This window comes from Kitasatospora sp. MAP12-44, from assembly GCF_029892095.1.
In the GTDB taxonomy this organism is placed as follows: domain Bacteria; phylum Actinomycetota; class Actinomycetes; order Streptomycetales; family Streptomycetaceae; genus Kitasatospora.
The window spans coordinates 3,546,201-3,564,145 of the sequence record NZ_JARZAE010000004.1; the positions used below are offsets into that span (position 1 = coordinate 3,546,201).

Genomic DNA, 17,945 nt, shown 5'->3' on the forward strand with positions numbered 1-17,945 from the left:
GGGGAATCGGGTGGACGGGCCGGGACGGCCCAGGAGCTGGTGCGGCTGCCCGGGGTGGGTCAGCCGGCGGTGGACCGGTCGATGTCGCGTCCGACGGCGGCGGCGGCGCGCAGCCCGGAGACGAATCCCGACTCGTGCGAGCCGATCAGGTCGGGGCCGATCTTCGGCGAGTGGAAGTAGGAGCCCGCGAGCTTGATCCGCCCGGTGTCGTTGACCGAGTGGATGTCCTTCTGCATCGCCCGGACGTCCATGTCGATGATCGGGTGGGTGTACGGGAGTTCGCGGATCACCAGGTCGTCGCGGGGGACGATCGGGGAGTCCAGGGTGACGAAGTAGTCGTGCTCGGCGGTGAAGCCCTGGAGTGCGTTCATGTAGTACGCCACCCAGGTGCGGGTGGTCCCGTCCACGGTCTTCAGCCCGTAGTTCCAGCTCTCCCAGCGGGCCCGGTCGGGCGACATGGTCGCCGGGTCGCGGTGCAGGATCGCGCTGGTGGAGCTGTAGCGGACCTTCTCCAGGATCGTGGCCTGCCGGGCGGTGGGGCGCTCCAGCAGCCCGAGCGTCTGGTCCGCGTGGGTGGCGACGATCGCGTAGTCGTAGCTCTCGTGGCCGTCGGCGGTGCTCACCACGACGGCGTCGGCGTCCTCGCGCACCCCGGTGACCGGGGCGCCGGTGCGGACCTTGCCGTTGATCGCCTCGACCACCCGGCGCACATAGTTGACGCTGCCGCCGGCCACCGTCTTCCAGGAGACCGTACGGCCGCCGAGGCCGCCGGGGTCGTGCGACATGAAGAAGGCGATCACCGTGGTGGCCGGCATCTCCCAGATCAGCTCGGCCGGCACCGACCAGACGGCGGTGGCCAGCAGCACCACGTAGCCGTAGCGGAAGGCGTCGCTGTAGCCGCCGCGGTCGAGGTACTCGCCGAGCGGCAGGTCGGTGCGCTTGCGCAGGAAGTCCCGGGGCGCCTCGCGGTGGAACCGCTCGGCGTCGCGCCACAGGGTCAGGAAGTCCGCCGGGTAGCGCTCGGTGATCTCGGCCTCGGAGAGCTCGAACTCGGCGGTGCCGTAGTCGAGTCCGCGGTCCAGGTCGAAGAAGTTGAAGCCGCCGGTGTGGTCCAGGGCAGTGGCGCCGAGCTCCTGGAAGAAGCCGCTGATCTGCGGGTAGGTCCGGGAGTTGAACACCACGAAGGCGGTGTCGATGCCGATCGTCCGGTCACCCTCCACCACCTCCACGGTGTTGGCGTGGCCACCCGGGCGGTCCTCCTTCTCGTAGACGGTCACCTCGACGTCCGGCGGCAGGTGATAGGCGGCTGACAGGCCGGAGATACCGGCACCGATGACAGCGACACGGGTGCTCATGACAGCCCCTCGGCTAGGGATTCCTGTGGGAACACAGGCATGGGTACGGGCATGGGTACGACAGCGGTACGGGCATGCGTACGGGAGCGTTGCGCGGCGAAGCACAGAGGAGTGAAACCTCTGGAGCGAGTCCATCGGCCGAACCCGTCCCGGGCGTCCCGGGGGTACTGTTCGGCGAGTGGCACGAACGCTATGGGCGGCCCGAAAGATCGTCAACAACAGCGCCCGATGGGCTGGTTCGAAGGTTTCGTTGGGTCGCCGAGCGGCAAGGTGTCCGGATCAGCGGGGTCCTGACTCTTGTGCAGACGTACCGGGATTCCACCGTCCGACGGAGGGCGCCCTTCGCCGGGAGGAACAGCCGAACAGAGAGAGCAACAGATGCCGACGATCCCCTGGTTGCCCCCGAAACCGCGCGTCACCGGCGGCGAGGTCGTGGTGATGGCCTCGAAACTGGAGGTCAAATCGCTGCTCAATGTCCCGAACTTCTTTCTGCAGTCGATGATCATCTGGCGCCAGGTGCGGAAGTCGCCGGGGGTGGTGGGCGTTTCGCTGCGGGCCCAGCCACTGCGCGGGACTTTCTGGACCCTTTCCGCCTGGGAGAACCAGTCCGCGCTGAACGACTTCTCGCGCAGTGATCCGCATGCCCGGATCGTCGCCGGTATCCGCCGGGTGATGAAGAACTCGGTGTTCGTCTTCTGGAGTCCGGACGCCTCCGAGCTACCGATCGACTGGGCCGAGGCGACCCGCCGGGTGACCGAGCAGGAGCGCTCCACCAAGGACTGACGCCACCACCCCGAACGCCCGCACCGGCCCGCCGGTGCGGGCGTTCGCGTTTCGCAGGCCGGGTCGGCGGGCGGGTCGGCGGGCGAAAGAAATGTCCGCCGGGTGTCCGGACCGGGAATGTGAGGGCTCTTATCCTGTGTACCGGGAAACACCGTCCGGGGCGAAGGCGCCCCACCCTGAAGCGTCTTTACTCCGGATTTCTCCACGCATTCCCGGACCACAGACCAGCCGCTTTCCGGCGGCCGCCGATTCCCCCGTCCCGTCGATTATGGATAAGGAGGTGTTCCGCCATGGAGGAGATCATCATCGTCGTCGAAGAGGGCCCCCTGCTGGACCACCCGGGCCGCTAGTCCCCGTGGTTCCCGGACGACAGGTGGGCCGGCTCCGGCACGGCCCATCTGTCCTCTCCGTTTCCACCGTTTCCACCTGCCCACTCCGCCCGTCCACCCGCTCCGCGACCCCTGTGAGAGGCCATGAAGGTCCGCTCCCACTCCCCACTGGTCTCCACCGTCACCGCCGAGTTCGTCGAGATCGACCATCCGCGCAACCCCACCCGGCTCCGGGTTCCCCCCGCGGTACTGCGCCTCCTGCTCCAGCTCACCGACTGGTGCGAGATCGACGAGGTCGAGCTGCCCAGCGAGCTGGCCGGACGTGAACCAGAGGCAGTGCTACGGCAGTTGGTGGCAGCCGGCCTGCTGGACACCGAGGCGGCCGTCGAGCGCCACGAGGGCGAGGCCTGGCAGCACTGGGGTCCGGCCGCCCGCCGCTTCCACCGGGTGGCCAGGGACGCCGACTACACCGTGCACGAGGGCCGGGACGAGGTGGTCGCCGCGATCCTGGACAGCGGCCCCGAGCCCGCCGACAGCAAGAGCTACCCCGGCGCGCCCAGGCTGCTGCTGCCGCGGACTCTCAGCCCGTTCACCCTCGACCTGCGCGAGACCCTCGAACGCCGCCGCACCTACCGGGTGTTCTCACCCGAGCCGGTCCGGCTCGACCAGTTGGCCACCGTGCTGCACTACAGCTTCGCCCCGCTGCGGACCATCGACGCCGGCGCCTTCGGCGTCCGCCAGCTGCGGGCCAGCGCCAGCGCCGGCGGGCGGCACGAAGTCGAGTGCTACGTCGCCGCGTTCAACGTCGAGGGCGTGCCGCCGGGCCTCTACCACTACGAACCACTCACGCACGCACTGGAACTGCTGGTCCCCGACCTCGGGCGGGAACAGCTCGCGGATCTGACCTACCATCAGAAGGAGACCTGCGCGGGGGCGTTCACCTGCTTCACCACCGTGGTCGCGCAGCGGATCGCCTACAAGTACCGCCACCCGCGCGCCTACCGGCTGTGGATGTACGACGCCGGCCACTACGGCCAGACCTTCGCCATGACCTGCACCGGCCTCGGGCTCGGCGCCTTCCAGACGGTGGCCTTCAAGGACAGCGAACTGGAGGCCCTGCTCGGAGTCGACCCGGAGGAGGAGTTCGCCGCCTACGCGCTGTCCGCCGGGCGGCCGCTGCTCGACGAAGGACTGCTGCCGGTGGACTACCGCTACCCGCCACTGAGCGGACCGCCCCGAGGGGAGTCCCGATGACCATCGCCACCGTCCAGAGTCTGATCGCCGACGACGCCTTCGTCTCCGAGCACTGGGGCCGCGCCCCGCTGCTGATCCCGGCGGCCGAGGTGCTCGACCCGCCGGCGAGCGCGGAGCAGGTGCTCGACCTGCTGCGTTCGCGCGCCCTGCGGCCGCCGTACCTGCGCGTGGTCGGCGGCCCGGGCAAGGGCCTGCTGCCCAAGGAGCAGTACACCAAGTCCCGTCCGGTGGGCCATGGTTGGGCCGACGACTCGGTGCTGCCCAAGGTGGTCGCCGACGCCTTCCGACGCGGCGCGACGCTGGTCCTGGACGAGGTGCAGGACTACCTGCCCGGGCTGGCCCGGTTCTGTGACGCGCTCTCGGCCCGGCTCGGACTGCGCTTCCACGCCTCGGTCTTCGTCACCCCGCCCGGCAGCCAGGGCCTGGACCTGCACTTCGACCGCGAGGAGGTGTTCGTCCAGCAACTGGCCGGCAGCAAGGCCTGGCGGGTCTACCCGCAGCTCCAGCCGCTGCGCCCGCAGGCCCGCACGCTCAGCGAGGACGTCGGCGAGCCGCTGATCCAGCACCTGCTCCAGCCCGGCGACCTGCTCTATGTGCCGATCTGCGCGCCGCATGTCGCGGTCGCGGTCGAGTCGATGTCGATCCACCTCTCCATCGCGGCCCGGCCGCCGGCCTGGGGCGAGTTGCTCACCGACCTCTGCCGGGATCTGACCGGACAGTACGCGTGGTCCACCGAGTTCCCGGTCGGACCGCCGAGGACCGACGCGTACGAGGCCGAGTTCGCCACCTACGCGGGCGAGTTGGCGGACGCCCTCAGCTCGTTCAACCCCACCGCGGTGCTCGGCGGCCTGCTCGCCGGCACCGCCCGCCCCGAGCCCGCCAGCAGCGCGCTGTCCGACCTGCTGGACGGCCTGGACTCGGTCACCCGCTGGCAGCAGGCCGCGCCGTCCTTCCGGCTGGCCGAGGGCGTCACGGCCGGCGCCGCCGACCAGGGCGAGCGGATCGCACTGGCCCTCGGCGACCGCCTGATCACCGTCCCCGGCTCGCTCGCACCGCTGCTGGAGCGGCTGCGCACCGGCGCCCGAGCCGACGAGCTGCGCGCACTGCTGGCGGACCCGGACGGCATCGAGCGGCTGCTGGGCGGCCTGGTCCTCCAGGGCTACGTCACCACCGGGCCCGGCGACCGCTGATGCTGGTGCTGCGCAGGTACCCGGCCTTCCGACTGCTCTGGTCCGGCCAGACGGTGAGCGCCGCCGGCGACCAGATCCTGCCGCTCGCCGTGGTCGCCCTGCTGCTCGGCCGGCACGACAACGCCGACCTGATCGGCGTGGTCTTCGCCGGACGGGCGCTGGCGCTGGTGCTCTGCCTGCTGGTGGGCGGCGTGCTGGCGGACCGGCTGCCGCGCCGGCGGATCATGATGATCGCGGACCTGGCGCGGTTCGCGCTGGTCGGCGCGGTCGCCCTGACCGCCACGTCGGTGCCCTCGGCCGCGCTGGTCGCGCTGACCTTCCTGGTCGGCGCGGGCGAGGCGCTCTCCAAGCCGGCCTTCCGCGCCCTGGCGGCCACCCTGGTGGAGCCCGCCGACCTCAACCGGGTCAACGCGATGATGACGCTCTCCTCGCGGCTGTCGATCCTGCTGGGCATGCTCTGCGGCGCCGGCCTGATCACCCTCACCGGCCCGGGCGCGGCCTTCGGCATCGACGCGGCCACCTTCCTGTTCAGCATCGCCACGCTGTACGCCGTACGGGAGGTCCGCGCGCCCCGCGCCGCCGGCGGCGAGCGCCCGTGGGCGGCCGCCCTCGGCGGGCTGCGGGTAGTGGGCGGAATCCCGTGGATCCAGGCCGGGATGGCGGTCTTCTGCCTCCAGCTGCTCTTCGCCTCCGCGCCCGCGCAGACGCTGCTGCCGATCGTGCTGAGCGGCCGCGGGCACCCGGCCTCCGCCTACGGCCTGGTGCTGGCCGCGCAGTCCGTCGGCGCGCTCCCGGCGCTGTACGTCACCTCCCGCTGGCGGCCGAGCCGGCCCGGGCTGGTCTCGATGCTGAGCCTGGTCTGCTACGCGGCCGTGCCCCTGAGCATCCTCGGCGGCGGCAACCTGCCGCTGCTGCTGGGTGGTTACGCGATCGGCGGCTTCGCCGTCGCGCTGGCCGTCGTCTACTGGTCGAGCGCGCTGATCGAGGGAGTGCCGGGCGAGTACCTCGGCCGGGTGCTCTCCGTCGACCAATTGGCGGCCTTCGCGCTGACGCCGGCCGGCCTGGCGGCCACCGGTCCGCTGGTCGCCGTGCTGGGCGACCGGCCGGTGCTGGTGACCGCGGCGGTGGTGACCGTGCTCTCCAGCCTGGCGGCCCTCGCCGTCCCGGGGGTCAGCCGGTTCAAGGCCCCCGCCCCGGCCGGGGCGGCGCAGCAGCCGTCCGCCGAACTGCTGACAAGCTGACAACCTGACAACCTGACAGAAGCGACCCCCGACACCGGGGGCCGCTTCCGAACGCAACTACCGAACCGTCAGTGCCCGGGCGGCGGTCCACCCGCACCCGGCGGCGGCCCGGTCGGCACATTGCGCGGCATCAGCGAGGCCACCAGCACGGCAGCCACCACCAGCACCACCGCCGCCACCGCCGTCCCGGTGGTCAGCGCCGAGGTGAACGCACGGTCGGCCGCGCTCACCAGCGGACCGGCCTGCTCGGCCGGCAGCCGGGCCGCCGTCAGGTGGGCGCCCGGCAGGTCCTTGAGCGCCGAACCCGGCGCGCCCGCCAGCGACTTCATCCGATCCCGGTACCCGGCCGACAGGATGCTGCCGACCACCGCGACGCCCAGCACCCCGCCCAGCTCGCGCACCGTGCTGTTGAGCGCGCTGGCCATCGCCGCGTAGCGGGGCGGCACCGAGCTCATGATCACCACGGTGGCGGGCGCCATCATCGCGCCCATCCCGGTGCCGACCGCGGCCATCGAGAGGGCCACCGCGACGTACGCGGTGTGCGGGCCCAGCAGCGACAGCCCGCTCAGGCCGGCCGCCGCCAGCAGCAGTCCGCTGACCAGCGTGCCGCGCACGCCGACCCTGGCCGCGAATCCGCCACTGCCCACCGAGGAGGCCATCATCGACACCGCGAACGGGATCCCACCCAGACCGGCCTTGAACGGGCTGTAGCCGTGCACCAGTTGCAGGTAGGGCGAGAGGGCGAAGAGCACCCCGAAGAGCGCGAAAAAGGTCACCGCGAGCGCCAGCGAGGCCACCGAGAAGGCCCGCTGACGGAACACCCGGACGTCGACCATCGGGTGCTCCTGGCGCAGCTCCCACACCACGAAGGCGGCCAGCAGCACCACCCCGGCGATCAGTTCACCCAGCGTGGTGGCCGCCAGCCAGCCCCGGTCGGGCGCCTCGATGATGCCGTCCACCAGCAGCGCGAGCCCGGCGGTGACCAGCACCAGCGCGGGCAGGTCCAGTGGACCGCCGCGCATCCCCGGCACGTTCGGGACCAGCTTGAACACCGCCGCCAGCGCCAGCAGCACCAATGGCACGTTCACCCAGAACGCGCTGCTCCAGCTGAAGTGGTCGAGCAGCGCCCCGCCGACGATCGGGCCGAGCAGCACGCCCACCCCGGCCGCCGAGGCCCACACGCCCATCGCCTTGGCCCGCTCCTGCGGCGGGAAGAGCATCACCACCAGGGAGAGCGTGGCCGGCATCACGAAGGCCGCGCCGAGCCCCATCAGCGCCCGCCAGCCCACCAGTTCGATGGCTGAGGAGGACAGCGCGGCGGCCACCGAGCCGAGCACGAAGACCAGCAGGCCGCCGCTCAGCGCCCGGCGGGCACCGAACCGCATGCCCAGGTTGCCCGCCGGAATGAGTGCGGCGGCGAAGAGCAGGGTGTAGGCGTCGGTGATCCACTGCAGGTCGGCGGTGGTCGCCTTGAGTGAACGGGCCAGTGCGGGCAGGGCGATGTTGAGGACCGAGGTGTCCAGGGTCACCACCACCAGGGACAGGCTGAGCACCACGAGCGCGGCCCAGCGACCCGGTGCCGGCGGCGGTGGAGCCGGTGGCCCCTGTCCGGCCGCGGGGCCGGACGGCGCCGCCAACTGGTCTGTCATGAAAGTCTCCTAGGTATTCGGCCGGCACCAGCCGGCACTGCGGCAGAGCCGCGCCGGGCGCCGCAGCAGGTCGGCTGCGGCGCCCGGCGGGTGCTCTAGCGGATCCGCACCCGGTAGGTGCGGAGCCAGGTGTCCACCTCCAGCAGGTAGCCCAGCCACGCGGTGCTCTGCGGGCCGTTCCACTCGCCGGTCGGCGCCGCCAGGGTGGCGGTCAGTCGGGCCTTGTCGACCAGGTTCAGCAGCGGGGAGTTGGAGTCCGCGAGGATGTCGCGCAGCCGGTCGCGCACCGCCGCGTCGTACGCCGGGTCCTGGGCCACCGGGAACGCGCTCTTCGGCCGGTTGGCCACCTCCTCGGGCAGCAGGTCGCCAACGGCCTTGCGCAGCAGGCCCTTCTCGATGCTGCCGACGTTCTTCATCCACCACGGGATGTTCCACAGGTACTCGATCAGCCGGTGGTCGCAGAACGGCACCCGCACCTCCAGGCCGGCCGCCATGCTCATCCGGTCCTTGCGGTCCAGCAGGGCCGGCAGGAACCGGGTCAGGTTGAGGTGGAACACCTCGCGCAGCCGCCGGTCGATGCCCTCCTCGCCGTCCAGGTACGGGACTTCGCCGATCGCCTCGACGTAGCGGTCCTTGACGTACTCGCGCAGCTGGAGCCGCTGCAGCAGGCCCGGGTCGAGCACCTCGTAGCGCCCGGTGCGGCCGTGCGCCCAGGGGAAGCCGGGGTTCTTCAGCGCCTCCGGGTCGTGGAACCACGGGTAGCCGCCGAAGACCTCGTCCGCCGACTCGCCGGAGAGCGCGACCGTCGAGTGCTTGCGGACCTCCTTGAAGAGCAGCAGCAGCGAGACGTCCATGTCGCCCATGCCGGGCAGGTCGCGGGCCCGCAGCGTGTCGAGCTGGTCGGCGAGCAGGTCCTGCGGGTCCAGCACGATGTGGGTGTGCCGGGTGCCCAGGTGCCCGGCCACCGCGTGCGCGAACGGGGTGTCCAGGCTCGGGCGCAGCGCGTCCGGCTTGAAGTGCTCCTCGCTGCCGCGGAACTCCATCGAGAAGGTGGAGAGCTTGCCGGCGCCCTGTCCGGTGAGTTCGGCGGCGGCCAGCGCGGTGATCGCGCTGGAGTCGAGGCCGCCGGAGAGCAGCGAGCAGAGCGGCACGTCGGAGACCAGCTGGCGCGAGACGGTGTCGGTGAGAATCGAGCGCACGGTGGCGATGGTGGTGGGCAGGTCGTCCTGGTGGGTGTCGCTGACCAGCTGCCAGTAGCGCTGCTCGCGCACGCCCGAGCGGCTCACCCGGACCAGGTGGCCGGGCCGCACCTCGCGCAGGCCGCGGAAGACGCCGTGCCCCGGCGTCTTGAGCGGCGGGGTGAGCAGCAGCTCCGAGATGCCCTCGTCGTCCAACTCGGGCTGGAACAGCGGGTTCGCGAGCACTGCCTTGGGCTCGGAGCCGAACAGCAGACCGCTGGGGGTCTGCGCGTAGTAGAGCGGCTTGACGCCCAACCGGTCGCGCACCAGCAGGAGTTCCTCCCGCTCGGCGTCCCAGATCGCGAAGCCGAACATGCCGTTCAGCCGGGCGACCGAGTCGGTGCCCCACTCCAGGTAGGCGCGCAGCACCACCTCGGTGTCCGACCTGGTCCGGAAGGTGTGCCCGAGACCCTCCAACTCGGTCCGCAGCTCACGGAAGTTGTAGACCTCGCCGCTGTAGCTGAGCAGTACGCCGCGCTGCTCGTCGCCCATCGGCTGGGCGCCGCCCTCCAGATCGATGATGGAGAGCCGGCGGTGCCCGAGCGCGGCGTGCCGGGTGATCCGGTAGCCCTCGGCGTCAGGCCCGCGGCAGACCATCGTGTCGGTCATCGCGCGGACGACCGCCACGCAGTCGGTGAGATCTCTTTCCCAGTCGACCCATCCGGTGATCCCGCACATCCTGTGCCTTCCTCCGCATCCGGCGTCGGGACCTGGACCGGTTCCGACCACGCTGTTAAGCACACCAGCGGGAGGAGGGGGGCGAACAGGGGAGCAGGCGGTCAGCTCCCGGACACGCCCTGGCAGATTGCGGACAGCCGAAAGGGCCGGGGAGCGCTCCCCGGCCCTTCGGCTACGTACGGCGGCGGTCAGCCGAGCTGCACCACGGCCCGCGACATGCCCAGCACCTTGAGGTCGTTGTTCTTCACCAGCAGGTCGACCCGGACCCGGCGGTCCTCCAGCAGCGCGGCGACCTTGGCGCTGACCTCGATCACCGTGCCGACGCCGTCGTTCGGCACCGGGACGGGCTTGGTGAACCGCACGCCGTACTCGATCACCGCGGCGGGATCGCCGACCCAGTCGGTCACCACCCGGATCGCCTCGGCCATGGTGAACATGCCGTGCGCGATGACGTCGGGCAGGCCGACCTCCAGCGCGAACTTCTCGTTCCAGTGGATCGGGTTGAAGTCACCGGAGGCGCCCGCGTACTGGACGAGTGTGGCGCGGGTCACCGGGAAGGACCGCGCCGGGAGCTCGGTCCCGACCTCGACCTCGTCGAAGCTGATCGCCATCATCACTCCCCCGCCTCTGCGGTGGCCGCCCTGGCCACCAGCGTCATGAAGGAGGTCACCACGTGCTCGCCGCTCGCCTCGTGCAGCTCGCCGCGCACGGTGAGGACCTCGTTGCCCGCCAGCGACTTGATGTTGTCGATGACGATCGTCACAGTGAGCCGGTCGCCGGCCCGGACCGGACGGGTGTAGACGAACCGCTGGTCACCGTGCACGACCCGGCTGAAGTCCAGGCCGAGCTCCGGGTCCTCGACCGCCTGCGCGGCGGCCCGGTAGCTGAGCACGAACGGGAAGGTCGGCGGGGCGATCACATCCGGGTGCCCAAGTGCCTTGGCGGCCTCCGGATCGGTGTACAACGGGTTGGTGTCGCCGATCGAGACGGCGAACTCACGGATCTTCTCCCGGCCCACTTCGTACGGCTCGGTGGGCGGATACGTCCGCCCGATGAAGGAGGGGTCGAGCGGCATGGCTACTCCTCGGATTCCTTTGGGGCGGATACGACTTCAGGCCGCACCCCTCGATGAGGGATGCGGCCTGAAGCCTATGACCTGAGTGCACAGGCCCACTTGAACGCCCTAGGGGGTCAGCGGGTCTCGCGGTGCGCGGTGTGCGAGTTGCAGCGGGGGCAGTGCTTCTTCATCTCAAGACGGTCCGGGTCGTTACGCCGGTTCTTCTTGGTGATGTAGTTCCGCTCCTTGCACTCCACGCAGGCCAGCGTGATCTTCGGGCGGACATCGGTGGCAGCCACGGGAGTGCCTTCCTGGACAAATGAGTGATGACACGACAAGAGTAGCCGATCGGGAGTTCGACCTCCCGACCGACTACGCGGGGTAGCGGTGACCGGACTTGAACCGGTGACACAGCGATTATGAGCCGCTTGCTCTACCAACTGAGCTACACCGCTTTGATGACCAGCACCCCCGCCGAAGCGGAAGTCCCGTTCACCAGAGCCCCCATGCGGAATCGAACCGCAGACCTTCTCCTTACCATGGAGACGCTCTACCGACTGAGCTATAGGGGCGAACGAGGAAGAGATTACACGTTTCCGGGCCAGAGGTGAAATCCGTATCCCGGCCGCAAGATCGCAGGTGGGCGGCCTGCACAGAGCAGCGAGCCAAGGCTGCGCGTTCGACTCGCCCGCGACTCGCGCGAGCCTCCCGGCTCCGTACCCGAACTGACCATAGGCTCGACCGCCAGTGATCTTTATCGGCGCCGGCCAGCCGCTGGACCGGCGCACCGCAGCTGGGAGGAGCCGGCCGATGAGCGCGGACAGCGCACCCACCGACGGACCGCAGCCCGGCTCCCCCGGCCCCGGCCCGTTCGGCGGCAACCCCCTCGGCCACGGCCCCGTCCTGCTGCTGACCGGCGCCCGGCTGGCCGACGGGCGCGTGGTGGACGTACGGATCAGCGGCGACCGGATCCAGGCCGTCGGCACGGTCGGCAGCCTGGGCCCGCTGCCGCAGACCGCACTGCCCGCCGGAGCCGCCCACGCGGTGCCCCCGGTGGCCTCCGGGGCCCGGATCGACCTGGCCGGCTACCTGCTGCTGCCCGCCCCCGCGGAGCCGCACGCCCATCACGACACCGCCTTCTCCGCCGCGCTGCCGCCGCCCACCGCGGCTGCTCAGCCCGGCCCGCCCCCCGCCGCCGGGGCACCGCGGCTCGCCCGCCCACCGGCCCCGGAGAGCCCGGCCGAGCTGATCCGCCGGGTCACCGAGGCCTCGCTCACCTCGCTGGGCTACGGCGCCACCGCCCAGCGCACCCACGTCCGGATCGGCGACGTCCACGGGCTGCGCCGGCTGGAGGCGGTGCTCACCGCGCGCCAGGCCCTGCGCGGACTGGCCGAGCTGCAGGCGGTGGCGGTCCCGCGGCTGCTCACCGGGGCGGCCGGCGCCGACGGCCGGGCCGCGCTGCGCGAGGCGCTGCGGCTGGGCGCGGACGCCGTCGGGGGCTGCCCCGAGCTGGACCCGGACCCGGCGGGCTATGTGCAGGTGCTGGTCGAGGCGGCGCTGGAGTTCGACTGCCCGGTGGATCTGCACACCAGGGGCGCCGAGCCGGCCAAACTGGCCCGCACGGTGGCCGCGTTGGCCCCGCTGCGCCCCCGGGTCACGCTCGGGCCGTGCGACGCGCTCACGGAGGGCGCGGCGGCCGCGCTGCGAGCGGCCGGGATGCGGGTGGTCTGCCTGCCGCAGAGCGGCTCCTGCTGTGGAGTGGACGGCCGCCCGGAGGGCCTGCGGCCCGGTCTGGTCCGCGAGCTGGCGGCGGCCCGGGTGCCGCTGGCGGCCGGCAGTGGCTCGCTGCGGGACGCCGTCAACCCGGTCGGCCGCGCCGACCCGCTGGAGGCCGCCTACCTGCTGGCCGCCTCCGGCGCGCTGAGCAGCGCCGCCGCGTACGAGGCGGTCAGCCACCAGGCCCGGCTGCTGATGGGCCTGCCCGCGGTCCGGGTGGACGCCGGGTTCCCGGCCGAGCTGCTCGCGGTGCGCGGCGACAGCCTGGCCGGCGCGCTCTCCGGCGGCCACAGCCGGCTGGTGGTGCACAGCGGACGGGTCGTCAGCCGTACCAGCGCGGTACGCGAGTTCGCGGACACGGTCGCCCTGGCGCTCCCGCGCCAGAGCGGCCACCACTGATCGTTCAGCGGTACTCGGCCAGCCGGGGCCGCACGGCGACCAGCGTCAGCCCCAGGCCCGCCAGCAGCAGGACCAGACCAGCGGTCGTCGCACCGGCCCCGAGGTCGCCGTCGGACTGCGCGACCGCCTGGTCGAAGGCCTTCTGGTTGATCCCGATGACGTCCGAGAAGGCGTCCGAGAGCAGACCGAAGTCGGCGTTCGACTGCCCCGGGGCGTTGCCGGTGTCGAAGGTGACGGCGTCGGCGAGGCGGCCCTGGGTGTTCAGCAGGCGCAGCTTGTGGTCGTCCGCCTGGTAGGTCTGGAACGTCGACAGCACCTTGTCCGCGGCGGCCTGCTCACCGGGGAAGGTGATGTTGCGCAGCTCCGTGCCGAGGTAGCCACCGAAGCCCACCTGCTTCGGGTCGGCCTGGAGGGCCATGGCCCGCTCGTTGAGGTCGCCGCTGTAGGCGGCCAGATCGGCGCCGTCGATCGTCGCGATCGACTGCGTCTTGTCGAAGAAGCTCCGCTCGTAGCCGGCGGCCCCGGCCGGGTCGCTGAGGTAGCGGCTCTCGTCCGCGTTGCTGTCGTAGGCCACCGCACGGGCCCGGCTGAGCGCGATCACCGAGTCGTAGGCGCTGCTCTTGGCCACCTTCAGGTGCTGGTCGGCCCCGGAGACCAGCGAGAGCCCGTAGACCAGGCCGGCCGCGGTGAGCACCAGGGCGAGCGCCAGCGGCGGGCTGACCAGCCGGCGGTAGCGCACGGTGAGGGTGCGCTGCAGCGCGCCGAGGGCGAGCAGGGCGAGCACCCCGAAGGCCAGCAGCCACCACCAGCCGGCCGCCAGGTCGGACCGCTGCGAGGCGTAACTGCCGTCCACGGTGGCCTCGCTGGCGGCCGCCACCTGGTCGGCGCCGGGCAGCAGCTGCTGGCGCAGCAGGCCGGTGGCCTGCCGGTAGGCGTCCAGCGCGTCGGCGGACGGCTTGCCCGGCTGGTCCTTGCCCTGGTCCTCCAGCAGCTCGGATCGGGCCACCAGGGCCTCGTACTGGCCCAGCGCGCCGAGCACCGAGGCGACCGCGCGCTGCGCCGCCGGGTCCCCGGCGGCGGCCGCGGTGGCCTGCTGGAGGTCGCCGTCGGCCTGCGCGCGGCGCTGCTCGTAGACGTCCTGGGTGGCCTTGCGGCGTCCGGCGTCGGCCGGATCGGCGCCGACCAGCAGCAGGTTGGCCGCCTGGGCGTCCATGTCGCTGAGCGCGAAGTACAGGTCGGAGGCCCGGACGGCCTGCGGCGCGGCCCGGTGCCCGATGGTGTCGATGCTGCCGCGCGCGCCGCCGAGCACGGTGGCGGCGACCGCGCCGAAGGCCACCAGCGCGACCAGGCAGAGCGCGGTCAGCGCCCGCACCCGGCGCGGGGTGGTCCAGCCGCCGCCGAGCGCCGTCCGCAGCAGCTGCGGGACGGACCTGCTGCGGACGCTACCCGACGCCGTCTCCCCCGACGAGGTCTTCCCCGGTGCAACCCTCGTTCTGACTCCCGCTGCCATGGCCCGCGCGTCCCTTCCCCCTGTGGTACTCCCCCTGACGGGGTGCGGAGATCAATTCTGCTCCGCCCTGACGTTCCCTTGGCGACCGGGGTCCCCGTCCTGACGCATCATGAGCGCCTCCCCTGCCACGCCGCGGTCAGGGCTCGTAGCGGTAGCCGATCCCGGGCTCGGTGAGCAGGTGCCGCGGACGGGCCGGGTCTCGCTCCAACTTCCGTCGCAGGCCCGCGAGATAGACCCGCAGATAGTTGCCGCGGTGCTCGTGCTCGGGCCCCCAGACGGCCCGCAGGATCTGCCGGCCGGGCAGCAGCCGGCCCGGGTTGGCCAGCAGCATGCTGAGGATCCGCCACTCGGTCGGGGTCAGCCGCACCTGCCCGGCCGCGCCGTCCGCCCGGAGCACCGTGCAGGCCACCAGGTCGACCACGTGCTCGCCGATCACCACCTGCGCGGTCGGCTCGGTACCGACCGGGCGGCGCAGCACCGCGCGCAGCCGGGCGAAGAGCTCGTCCATCAGGAACGGCTTGGTGACGTAGTCGTCCGCGCCCGCGTCCAGGGCCTGGATCTTGTCGTCCGCGCCGCTGCGGCCGGAGAGCACGATGATCGGCGCCGGATGGCGGCTGCGCAGCCGGTGGATCACCTCGACACCGTCCAGGTCCGGCAGGCCGAGGTCGAGCAGCACGGCGTCCGGCCGGCTCTGCTCGGCGGCCTCCAGCGCGCCGCCGCCGGTCTCGGCGGTGGCCACCTCGTACTTGCGGGCCCGCAGGTTGATCCGCAGCGCGCGCAGCAGTTGCGGTTCGTCGTCGACGACCAGGATGTGTGTCATGCCCCCTCCTCGGCGGCCGGCAGGGTGAGCAGCATGGTGGTGCCGCCGCCCGGGGTGTCCTCGACCTCCAGGGTTCCGCCCATCGCCTCGGCCAGGCCGCGGGAGAGCGCGAGGCCCAGGCCCACGCCGGTGGTGTTGTCGGTGTCGCCCAGGCGCTGGAACGGCAGGAAGACCCGGGCGCGGTCGGCGGCCGGGATGCCCGGGCCGCGGTCGGCGATCCGGATCTCGACGCGGTCCAGGTGGACGCTGGCGCTGACCAGCACGGGGGCGCCGGGGGCGTTGTGGCGCAGCGCGTTGGTGATCACGTTGGCCAGCACCCGCTCCAGCAGCGGCGGGTCGGCGAGCACCGGCGGCACCTCGGCGAGGTCGAGCGCCTGGACGGGCGCGTCAAAGGGGGTGCGACCCGCAGGGTCTCCGGCAAGGGTGGTGGCGGGCGACGGGGGGGCGGAGAGCGAGTCCAGGGCGCGCGGCAGCACCTCGTCCAGGTGGACGGGCGTCAGGTGCAGGGTGAGCGCGCCGGCCTGCAGGCGGCTCATGTCGAGCAGGTTGTCGACCAGCCGGGTCAGCTTGATCAGCGACTCGTCGGCGGTGGCCAGCAGTTCGGCCTGGTCCTCGGGCGAGAACTCGACGTCCGGGCTGCGCAGCGAGCCGACCGAGGCCAGAGCGGCGGCCAGCGGGGTGCGCAGGTCGTGGCTGACGGCGGCCAGCAGCGCGGTGCGCATCCGGTCCGCCGCCTTGATCGGCTCCACCTCGGCGGCCACCGCCGCCAGTCGGTCGCGCTCTAGGGCGGCGGCGACATGGGCGGCGAACGCGGTCAGCACCCGCTGCTCGTCGGCGGGCAGCCTGCGGCCGGAGAGGATGAGCAACGCGCCCGCCCCGACCGGCACTTCGGTGACCTCCCGGTCGCGCGCCGAGGCGGGCTGCCCCTGCGCGTCGCTGCGGGCGATCACCTCACCGCTCTCCCGGGAGAGCAGCGCGACCGAGTCGAGCCCGAAGGTCGTCCGGGACTGCTCGAGCAGCGTCGGGATGGCGGATCCGCCACCGTTCCCGCCCCCGTCGTGGCGGCGCAGCACGGTGCCGGCCAGGGTGCTGAGCGTCTCGGCCTCGGCGGTGGCGCGGGCGGCGCGAACGGTCTGCCGGGTGGCCCGGTCCACCACGGTGGAGACGGTGAGCGCGACCACCGCGAAGACCACCAGGGCGATGACGTTGTTCGGCTCGCCGATGGTGAAGGTGTGGATGGGCGGGATGAAGTAGTAGTTGAGCAGCAGCGAGGCGATCAGCGAGGCCACCAGCGCGGAGGCCGATCCACCGAGCAACGCGACGGCCACCACGCCGAGTTGGAAGAGCAGCGCGACGGTGGTCAGGTTCAGGCTGTCGCGTGTCTGGGAGAGGACGGCGGTGAGCGCGAAGGGCAGCAGCAGGCCGGAGGTGAAGCCCGCGATCGTCCGGCCCCGGGAGTGCCGGCGGCCGAGCGAGGGGAGTCGGCCGCGGCCGGTGAACTCGTGGGTGACCATGTGGACGTCGATGTCCTCGGAGGCGTCCACGGTGGTCTCGCCGATGCCGGGCCCGGTCAGGAAGCGGGTGATCCGGCCGCGCCGGCTGGTGCCGAGCACCAGCTGGGTGGCGTGCATGGCGCGGGCGAAGTCGAGCAGCGCGGTGGGGATGTCGTCGCCGATCACCACGTGGTAGCTGCCGCCCAGACTCTCCACCAGCTGGCGCTGGTTGGCGAGCGCACCCGGCGACGCCCCGGCGAGGCCGTCGCTGCGGGTGATGTGCACGGCCAGCAGCTCGCCGCCGGCGGTGCGGTCGGCGATCCTGGCGGCGCGGCGCACCAGCGTCTCGCCCTCAGGGCCGCCGGTGAGGGCGACCACGACGCGCTCGCGGGTCTCCCAGACGCGGTCGATGTTGTGCGCGGCGCGGTAGTCGCGCAGGCCCTCGTCCACCCGTCCGGCCACCCAGAGCAGGGCCAGCTCGCGCAGCGCGGTGAGGTTGCCGACCCGGAAGTAGTTGGAGAGCGCGGCGTCCACCTTCTCGGCCTTGTAGACGTTGCCGTGGGCCATCCGGCGGCGCAGCGCCTGGGGGGCCATGTCGACCAGTTCGATCTGGTCGGCGCGGCGGACCACCTCGTCGGGGACGGTCTCACGCTGGGGAATGCCGGTGATCTTCTGGACCACGTCGTTGAGGCTTTCCAGGTGCTGGATGTTGACGGTGGTGATGACGTCGATCCCGGCGGCGAGCAGTTCCTCGATGTCCTGCCAGCGCTTGGCGTTGCGCCCGCCGGGGATGTTGGTGTGGGCGAGCTCGTCGACCAGCGCGACCGAGGGCCTGCGGGCGAGCAGCGCGTCGATGTCCATCTCGCGGAAGTCGGCGTCCCGGTAGCTGCGGGTCAGCCGGGGGACGACGTCCAGGCCGTCCAGCATGTTCTCGGTGTGCCGGCGGCCGTGGCACTCGATCCAGCCCACCACCACGTCCGCGCCGCGCTCCTGTCTGCGCCTTGCCTCGTCCAGCATCCGGTAGGTCTTTCCCACACCGGGGGCCGAGCCGAGATACACCCGCAGCCGGCCGCGCCGGGGTGAGGTGTCGGAGGCGAGATCGCGGGCCATCAGTCCTCTTCAGGAATACGGGAACAGGGGCGGAAACGCGGACCGACCGGCCCGGGCACAAAG

The 17,945-nt window shown here is 72.3% G+C and carries 14 protein-coding genes and 2 tRNA genes; 5 read left to right on the forward strand and 11 right to left on the reverse strand.

Annotation, left to right across the window (positions count from 1 at the left end; all coding sequences use genetic code 11):
* Positions 1-59: 59 nt before the first annotated feature.
* On the reverse strand, positions 60-1,355 hold the full coding sequence (locus tag P3T34_RS16440; RefSeq protein ID WP_280666778.1) for an FAD-dependent oxidoreductase: 1,296 nt from the start codon (positions 1,353-1,355) through the stop codon (positions 60-62).
* A 396-nt stretch (positions 1,356-1,751) separates the two neighbouring features.
* On the opposite strand from P3T34_RS16440, the gene P3T34_RS16445 reads away from it, so the two are divergent.
* The 4 genes from P3T34_RS16445 to P3T34_RS16460 all read left to right on the forward strand — a co-directional run bounded on the left by P3T34_RS16445 (position 1,752) and on the right by P3T34_RS16460 (position 6,152).
* Entirely contained in the window at positions 1,752-2,138 is a 387-nt protein-coding gene (locus tag P3T34_RS16445) for a DUF3291 domain-containing protein (protein ID WP_348534665.1), read from the forward strand.
* A 473-nt stretch (positions 2,139-2,611) separates the two neighbouring features.
* Complete coding sequence (locus P3T34_RS16450) at positions 2,612-3,721, forward strand: SagB/ThcOx family dehydrogenase (RefSeq protein WP_280666780.1); 1,110 nt, start codon at positions 2,612-2,614, stop codon at positions 3,719-3,721.
* The gene (locus tag P3T34_RS16455) at positions 3,718-4,911 is read left to right on the forward strand and encodes a cupin domain-containing protein (RefSeq protein WP_280666781.1); all 1,194 of its coding nucleotides are present in this window, start codon (positions 3,718-3,720) and stop codon (positions 4,909-4,911) included. Before P3T34_RS16450 ends, P3T34_RS16455 begins: the two co-directional genes overlap by 4 nt.
* A 5-nt stretch (positions 4,912-4,916) precedes the next feature.
* Positions 4,917-6,152 (forward strand): MFS transporter, encoded by a 1,236-nt coding sequence (locus P3T34_RS16460; protein WP_280666782.1) that lies wholly within the window; start codon positions 4,917-4,919, stop codon positions 6,150-6,152.
* A 68-nt stretch (positions 6,153-6,220) separates the two neighbouring features.
* On the opposite strand, the gene P3T34_RS16465 is transcribed toward P3T34_RS16460, so the two are convergent.
* The 7 genes from P3T34_RS16465 to P3T34_RS16495 all read right to left on the reverse strand — a co-directional run bounded on the left by P3T34_RS16465 (position 6,221) and on the right by P3T34_RS16495 (position 11,346).
* Positions 6,221-7,801 (reverse strand): DHA2 family efflux MFS transporter permease subunit, encoded by a 1,581-nt coding sequence (locus P3T34_RS16465; RefSeq protein WP_280666783.1) that lies wholly within the window; start codon positions 7,799-7,801, stop codon positions 6,221-6,223.
* Positions 7,802-7,896: 95 nt separating this feature from the next.
* Positions 7,897-9,717, reverse strand: coding sequence for an asparagine synthase (glutamine-hydrolyzing) (asnB, locus tag P3T34_RS16470; RefSeq protein ID WP_280666784.1), 1,821 nt, complete (start codon positions 9,715-9,717; stop codon positions 7,897-7,899).
* Positions 9,718-9,905: 188 nt separating this feature from the next.
* Positions 9,906-10,334 carry a MaoC family dehydratase gene (locus tag P3T34_RS16475; RefSeq protein WP_280666785.1) on the reverse strand — a complete coding sequence of 143 codons (429 nt, stop codon included), beginning with the start codon at positions 10,332-10,334 and terminating at the stop codon, positions 9,906-9,908.
* Complete coding sequence (locus P3T34_RS16480; protein ID WP_280666786.1) at positions 10,331-10,792, reverse strand: MaoC family dehydratase N-terminal domain-containing protein; 462 nt, start codon at positions 10,790-10,792, stop codon at positions 10,331-10,333. The genes P3T34_RS16475 and P3T34_RS16480 overlap by 4 nt, the downstream gene beginning before the upstream one ends.
* Positions 10,793-10,908: 116 nt before the next feature.
* The gene (rpmG, locus tag P3T34_RS16485) at positions 10,909-11,073 is read right to left on the reverse strand and encodes a 50S ribosomal protein L33 (RefSeq protein WP_006604855.1); all 165 of its coding nucleotides are present in this window, start codon (positions 11,071-11,073) and stop codon (positions 10,909-10,911) included.
* An 83-nt stretch (positions 11,074-11,156) separates the two neighbouring features.
* Positions 11,157-11,229, reverse strand: a tRNA-Met gene (locus P3T34_RS16490).
* Positions 11,230-11,273: 44 nt separating this feature from the next.
* Positions 11,274-11,346: transfer RNA gene (locus P3T34_RS16495), tRNA-Thr, on the reverse strand.
* A gap of 238 nt (positions 11,347-11,584) precedes the next feature.
* On the opposite strand from P3T34_RS16495, the gene P3T34_RS16500 reads away from it, so the two are divergent.
* The gene (locus P3T34_RS16500) at positions 11,585-12,949 is read left to right on the forward strand and encodes a hydrolase (RefSeq protein WP_280666787.1); all 1,365 of its coding nucleotides are present in this window, start codon (positions 11,585-11,587) and stop codon (positions 12,947-12,949) included.
* 4 nt (positions 12,950-12,953) lie between these two features.
* Here the strand turns inward: P3T34_RS16500 and P3T34_RS16505 are convergent, their stop codons facing one another.
* From P3T34_RS16505 to P3T34_RS16515, 3 genes are all read right to left on the reverse strand, one after another.
* On the reverse strand, positions 12,954-14,459 hold the full coding sequence (locus tag P3T34_RS16505) for a hypothetical protein (protein ID WP_280666788.1): 1,506 nt from the start codon (positions 14,457-14,459) through the stop codon (positions 12,954-12,956).
* A 136-nt stretch (positions 14,460-14,595) separates the two neighbouring features.
* The gene (locus tag P3T34_RS16510) at positions 14,596-15,279 is read right to left on the reverse strand and encodes a response regulator (protein WP_280666789.1); all 684 of its coding nucleotides are present in this window, start codon (positions 15,277-15,279) and stop codon (positions 14,596-14,598) included.
* Positions 15,276-17,882 (reverse strand): sensor histidine kinase KdpD, encoded by a 2,607-nt coding sequence (locus P3T34_RS16515; protein ID WP_280666790.1) that lies wholly within the window; start codon positions 17,880-17,882, stop codon positions 15,276-15,278. Before P3T34_RS16515 ends, P3T34_RS16510 begins: the two co-directional genes overlap by 4 nt.
* Positions 17,883-17,945 lie beyond the last annotated feature (63 nt).

Excerpts from the sequence above, each read along its gene's own strand:
- P3T34_RS16440 (WP_280666778.1), bottom strand. The coding sequence starts at position 1,355 with ATGAGCACCCGTGTCGCTGTCATCGGTGCCGGTATCTCCGGCCTGTCA.
- P3T34_RS16450 (WP_280666780.1), top strand. The coding sequence starts at position 2,612 with ATGAAGGTCCGCTCCCACTCCCCACTGGTCTCCACCGTCACCGCCGAG.
- P3T34_RS16455 (WP_280666781.1), top strand. The coding sequence starts at position 3,718 with ATGACCATCGCCACCGTCCAGAGTCTGATCGCCGACGACGCCTTCGTC.
- P3T34_RS16465 (WP_280666783.1), bottom strand. The coding sequence starts at position 7,801 with ATGACAGACCAGTTGGCGGCGCCGTCCGGCCCCGCGGCCGGACAGGGG.
- asnB (WP_280666784.1), bottom strand. The coding sequence starts at position 9,717 with ATGTGCGGGATCACCGGATGGGTCGACTGGGAAAGAGATCTCACCGAC.
- P3T34_RS16480 (WP_280666786.1), bottom strand. The coding sequence starts at position 10,792 with ATGCCGCTCGACCCCTCCTTCATCGGGCGGACGTATCCGCCCACCGAG.
- P3T34_RS16500 (WP_280666787.1), top strand. The coding sequence starts at position 11,585 with ATGAGCGCGGACAGCGCACCCACCGACGGACCGCAGCCCGGCTCCCCC.
- P3T34_RS16505 (WP_280666788.1), bottom strand. The coding sequence starts at position 14,459 with ATGGCAGCGGGAGTCAGAACGAGGGTTGCACCGGGGAAGACCTCGTCG.
- P3T34_RS16510 (WP_280666789.1), bottom strand. The coding sequence starts at position 15,279 with ATGACACACATCCTGGTCGTCGACGACGAACCGCAACTGCTGCGCGCG.
- P3T34_RS16515 (WP_280666790.1), bottom strand. The coding sequence starts at position 17,882 with ATGGCCCGCGATCTCGCCTCCGACACCTCACCCCGGCGCGGCCGGCTG.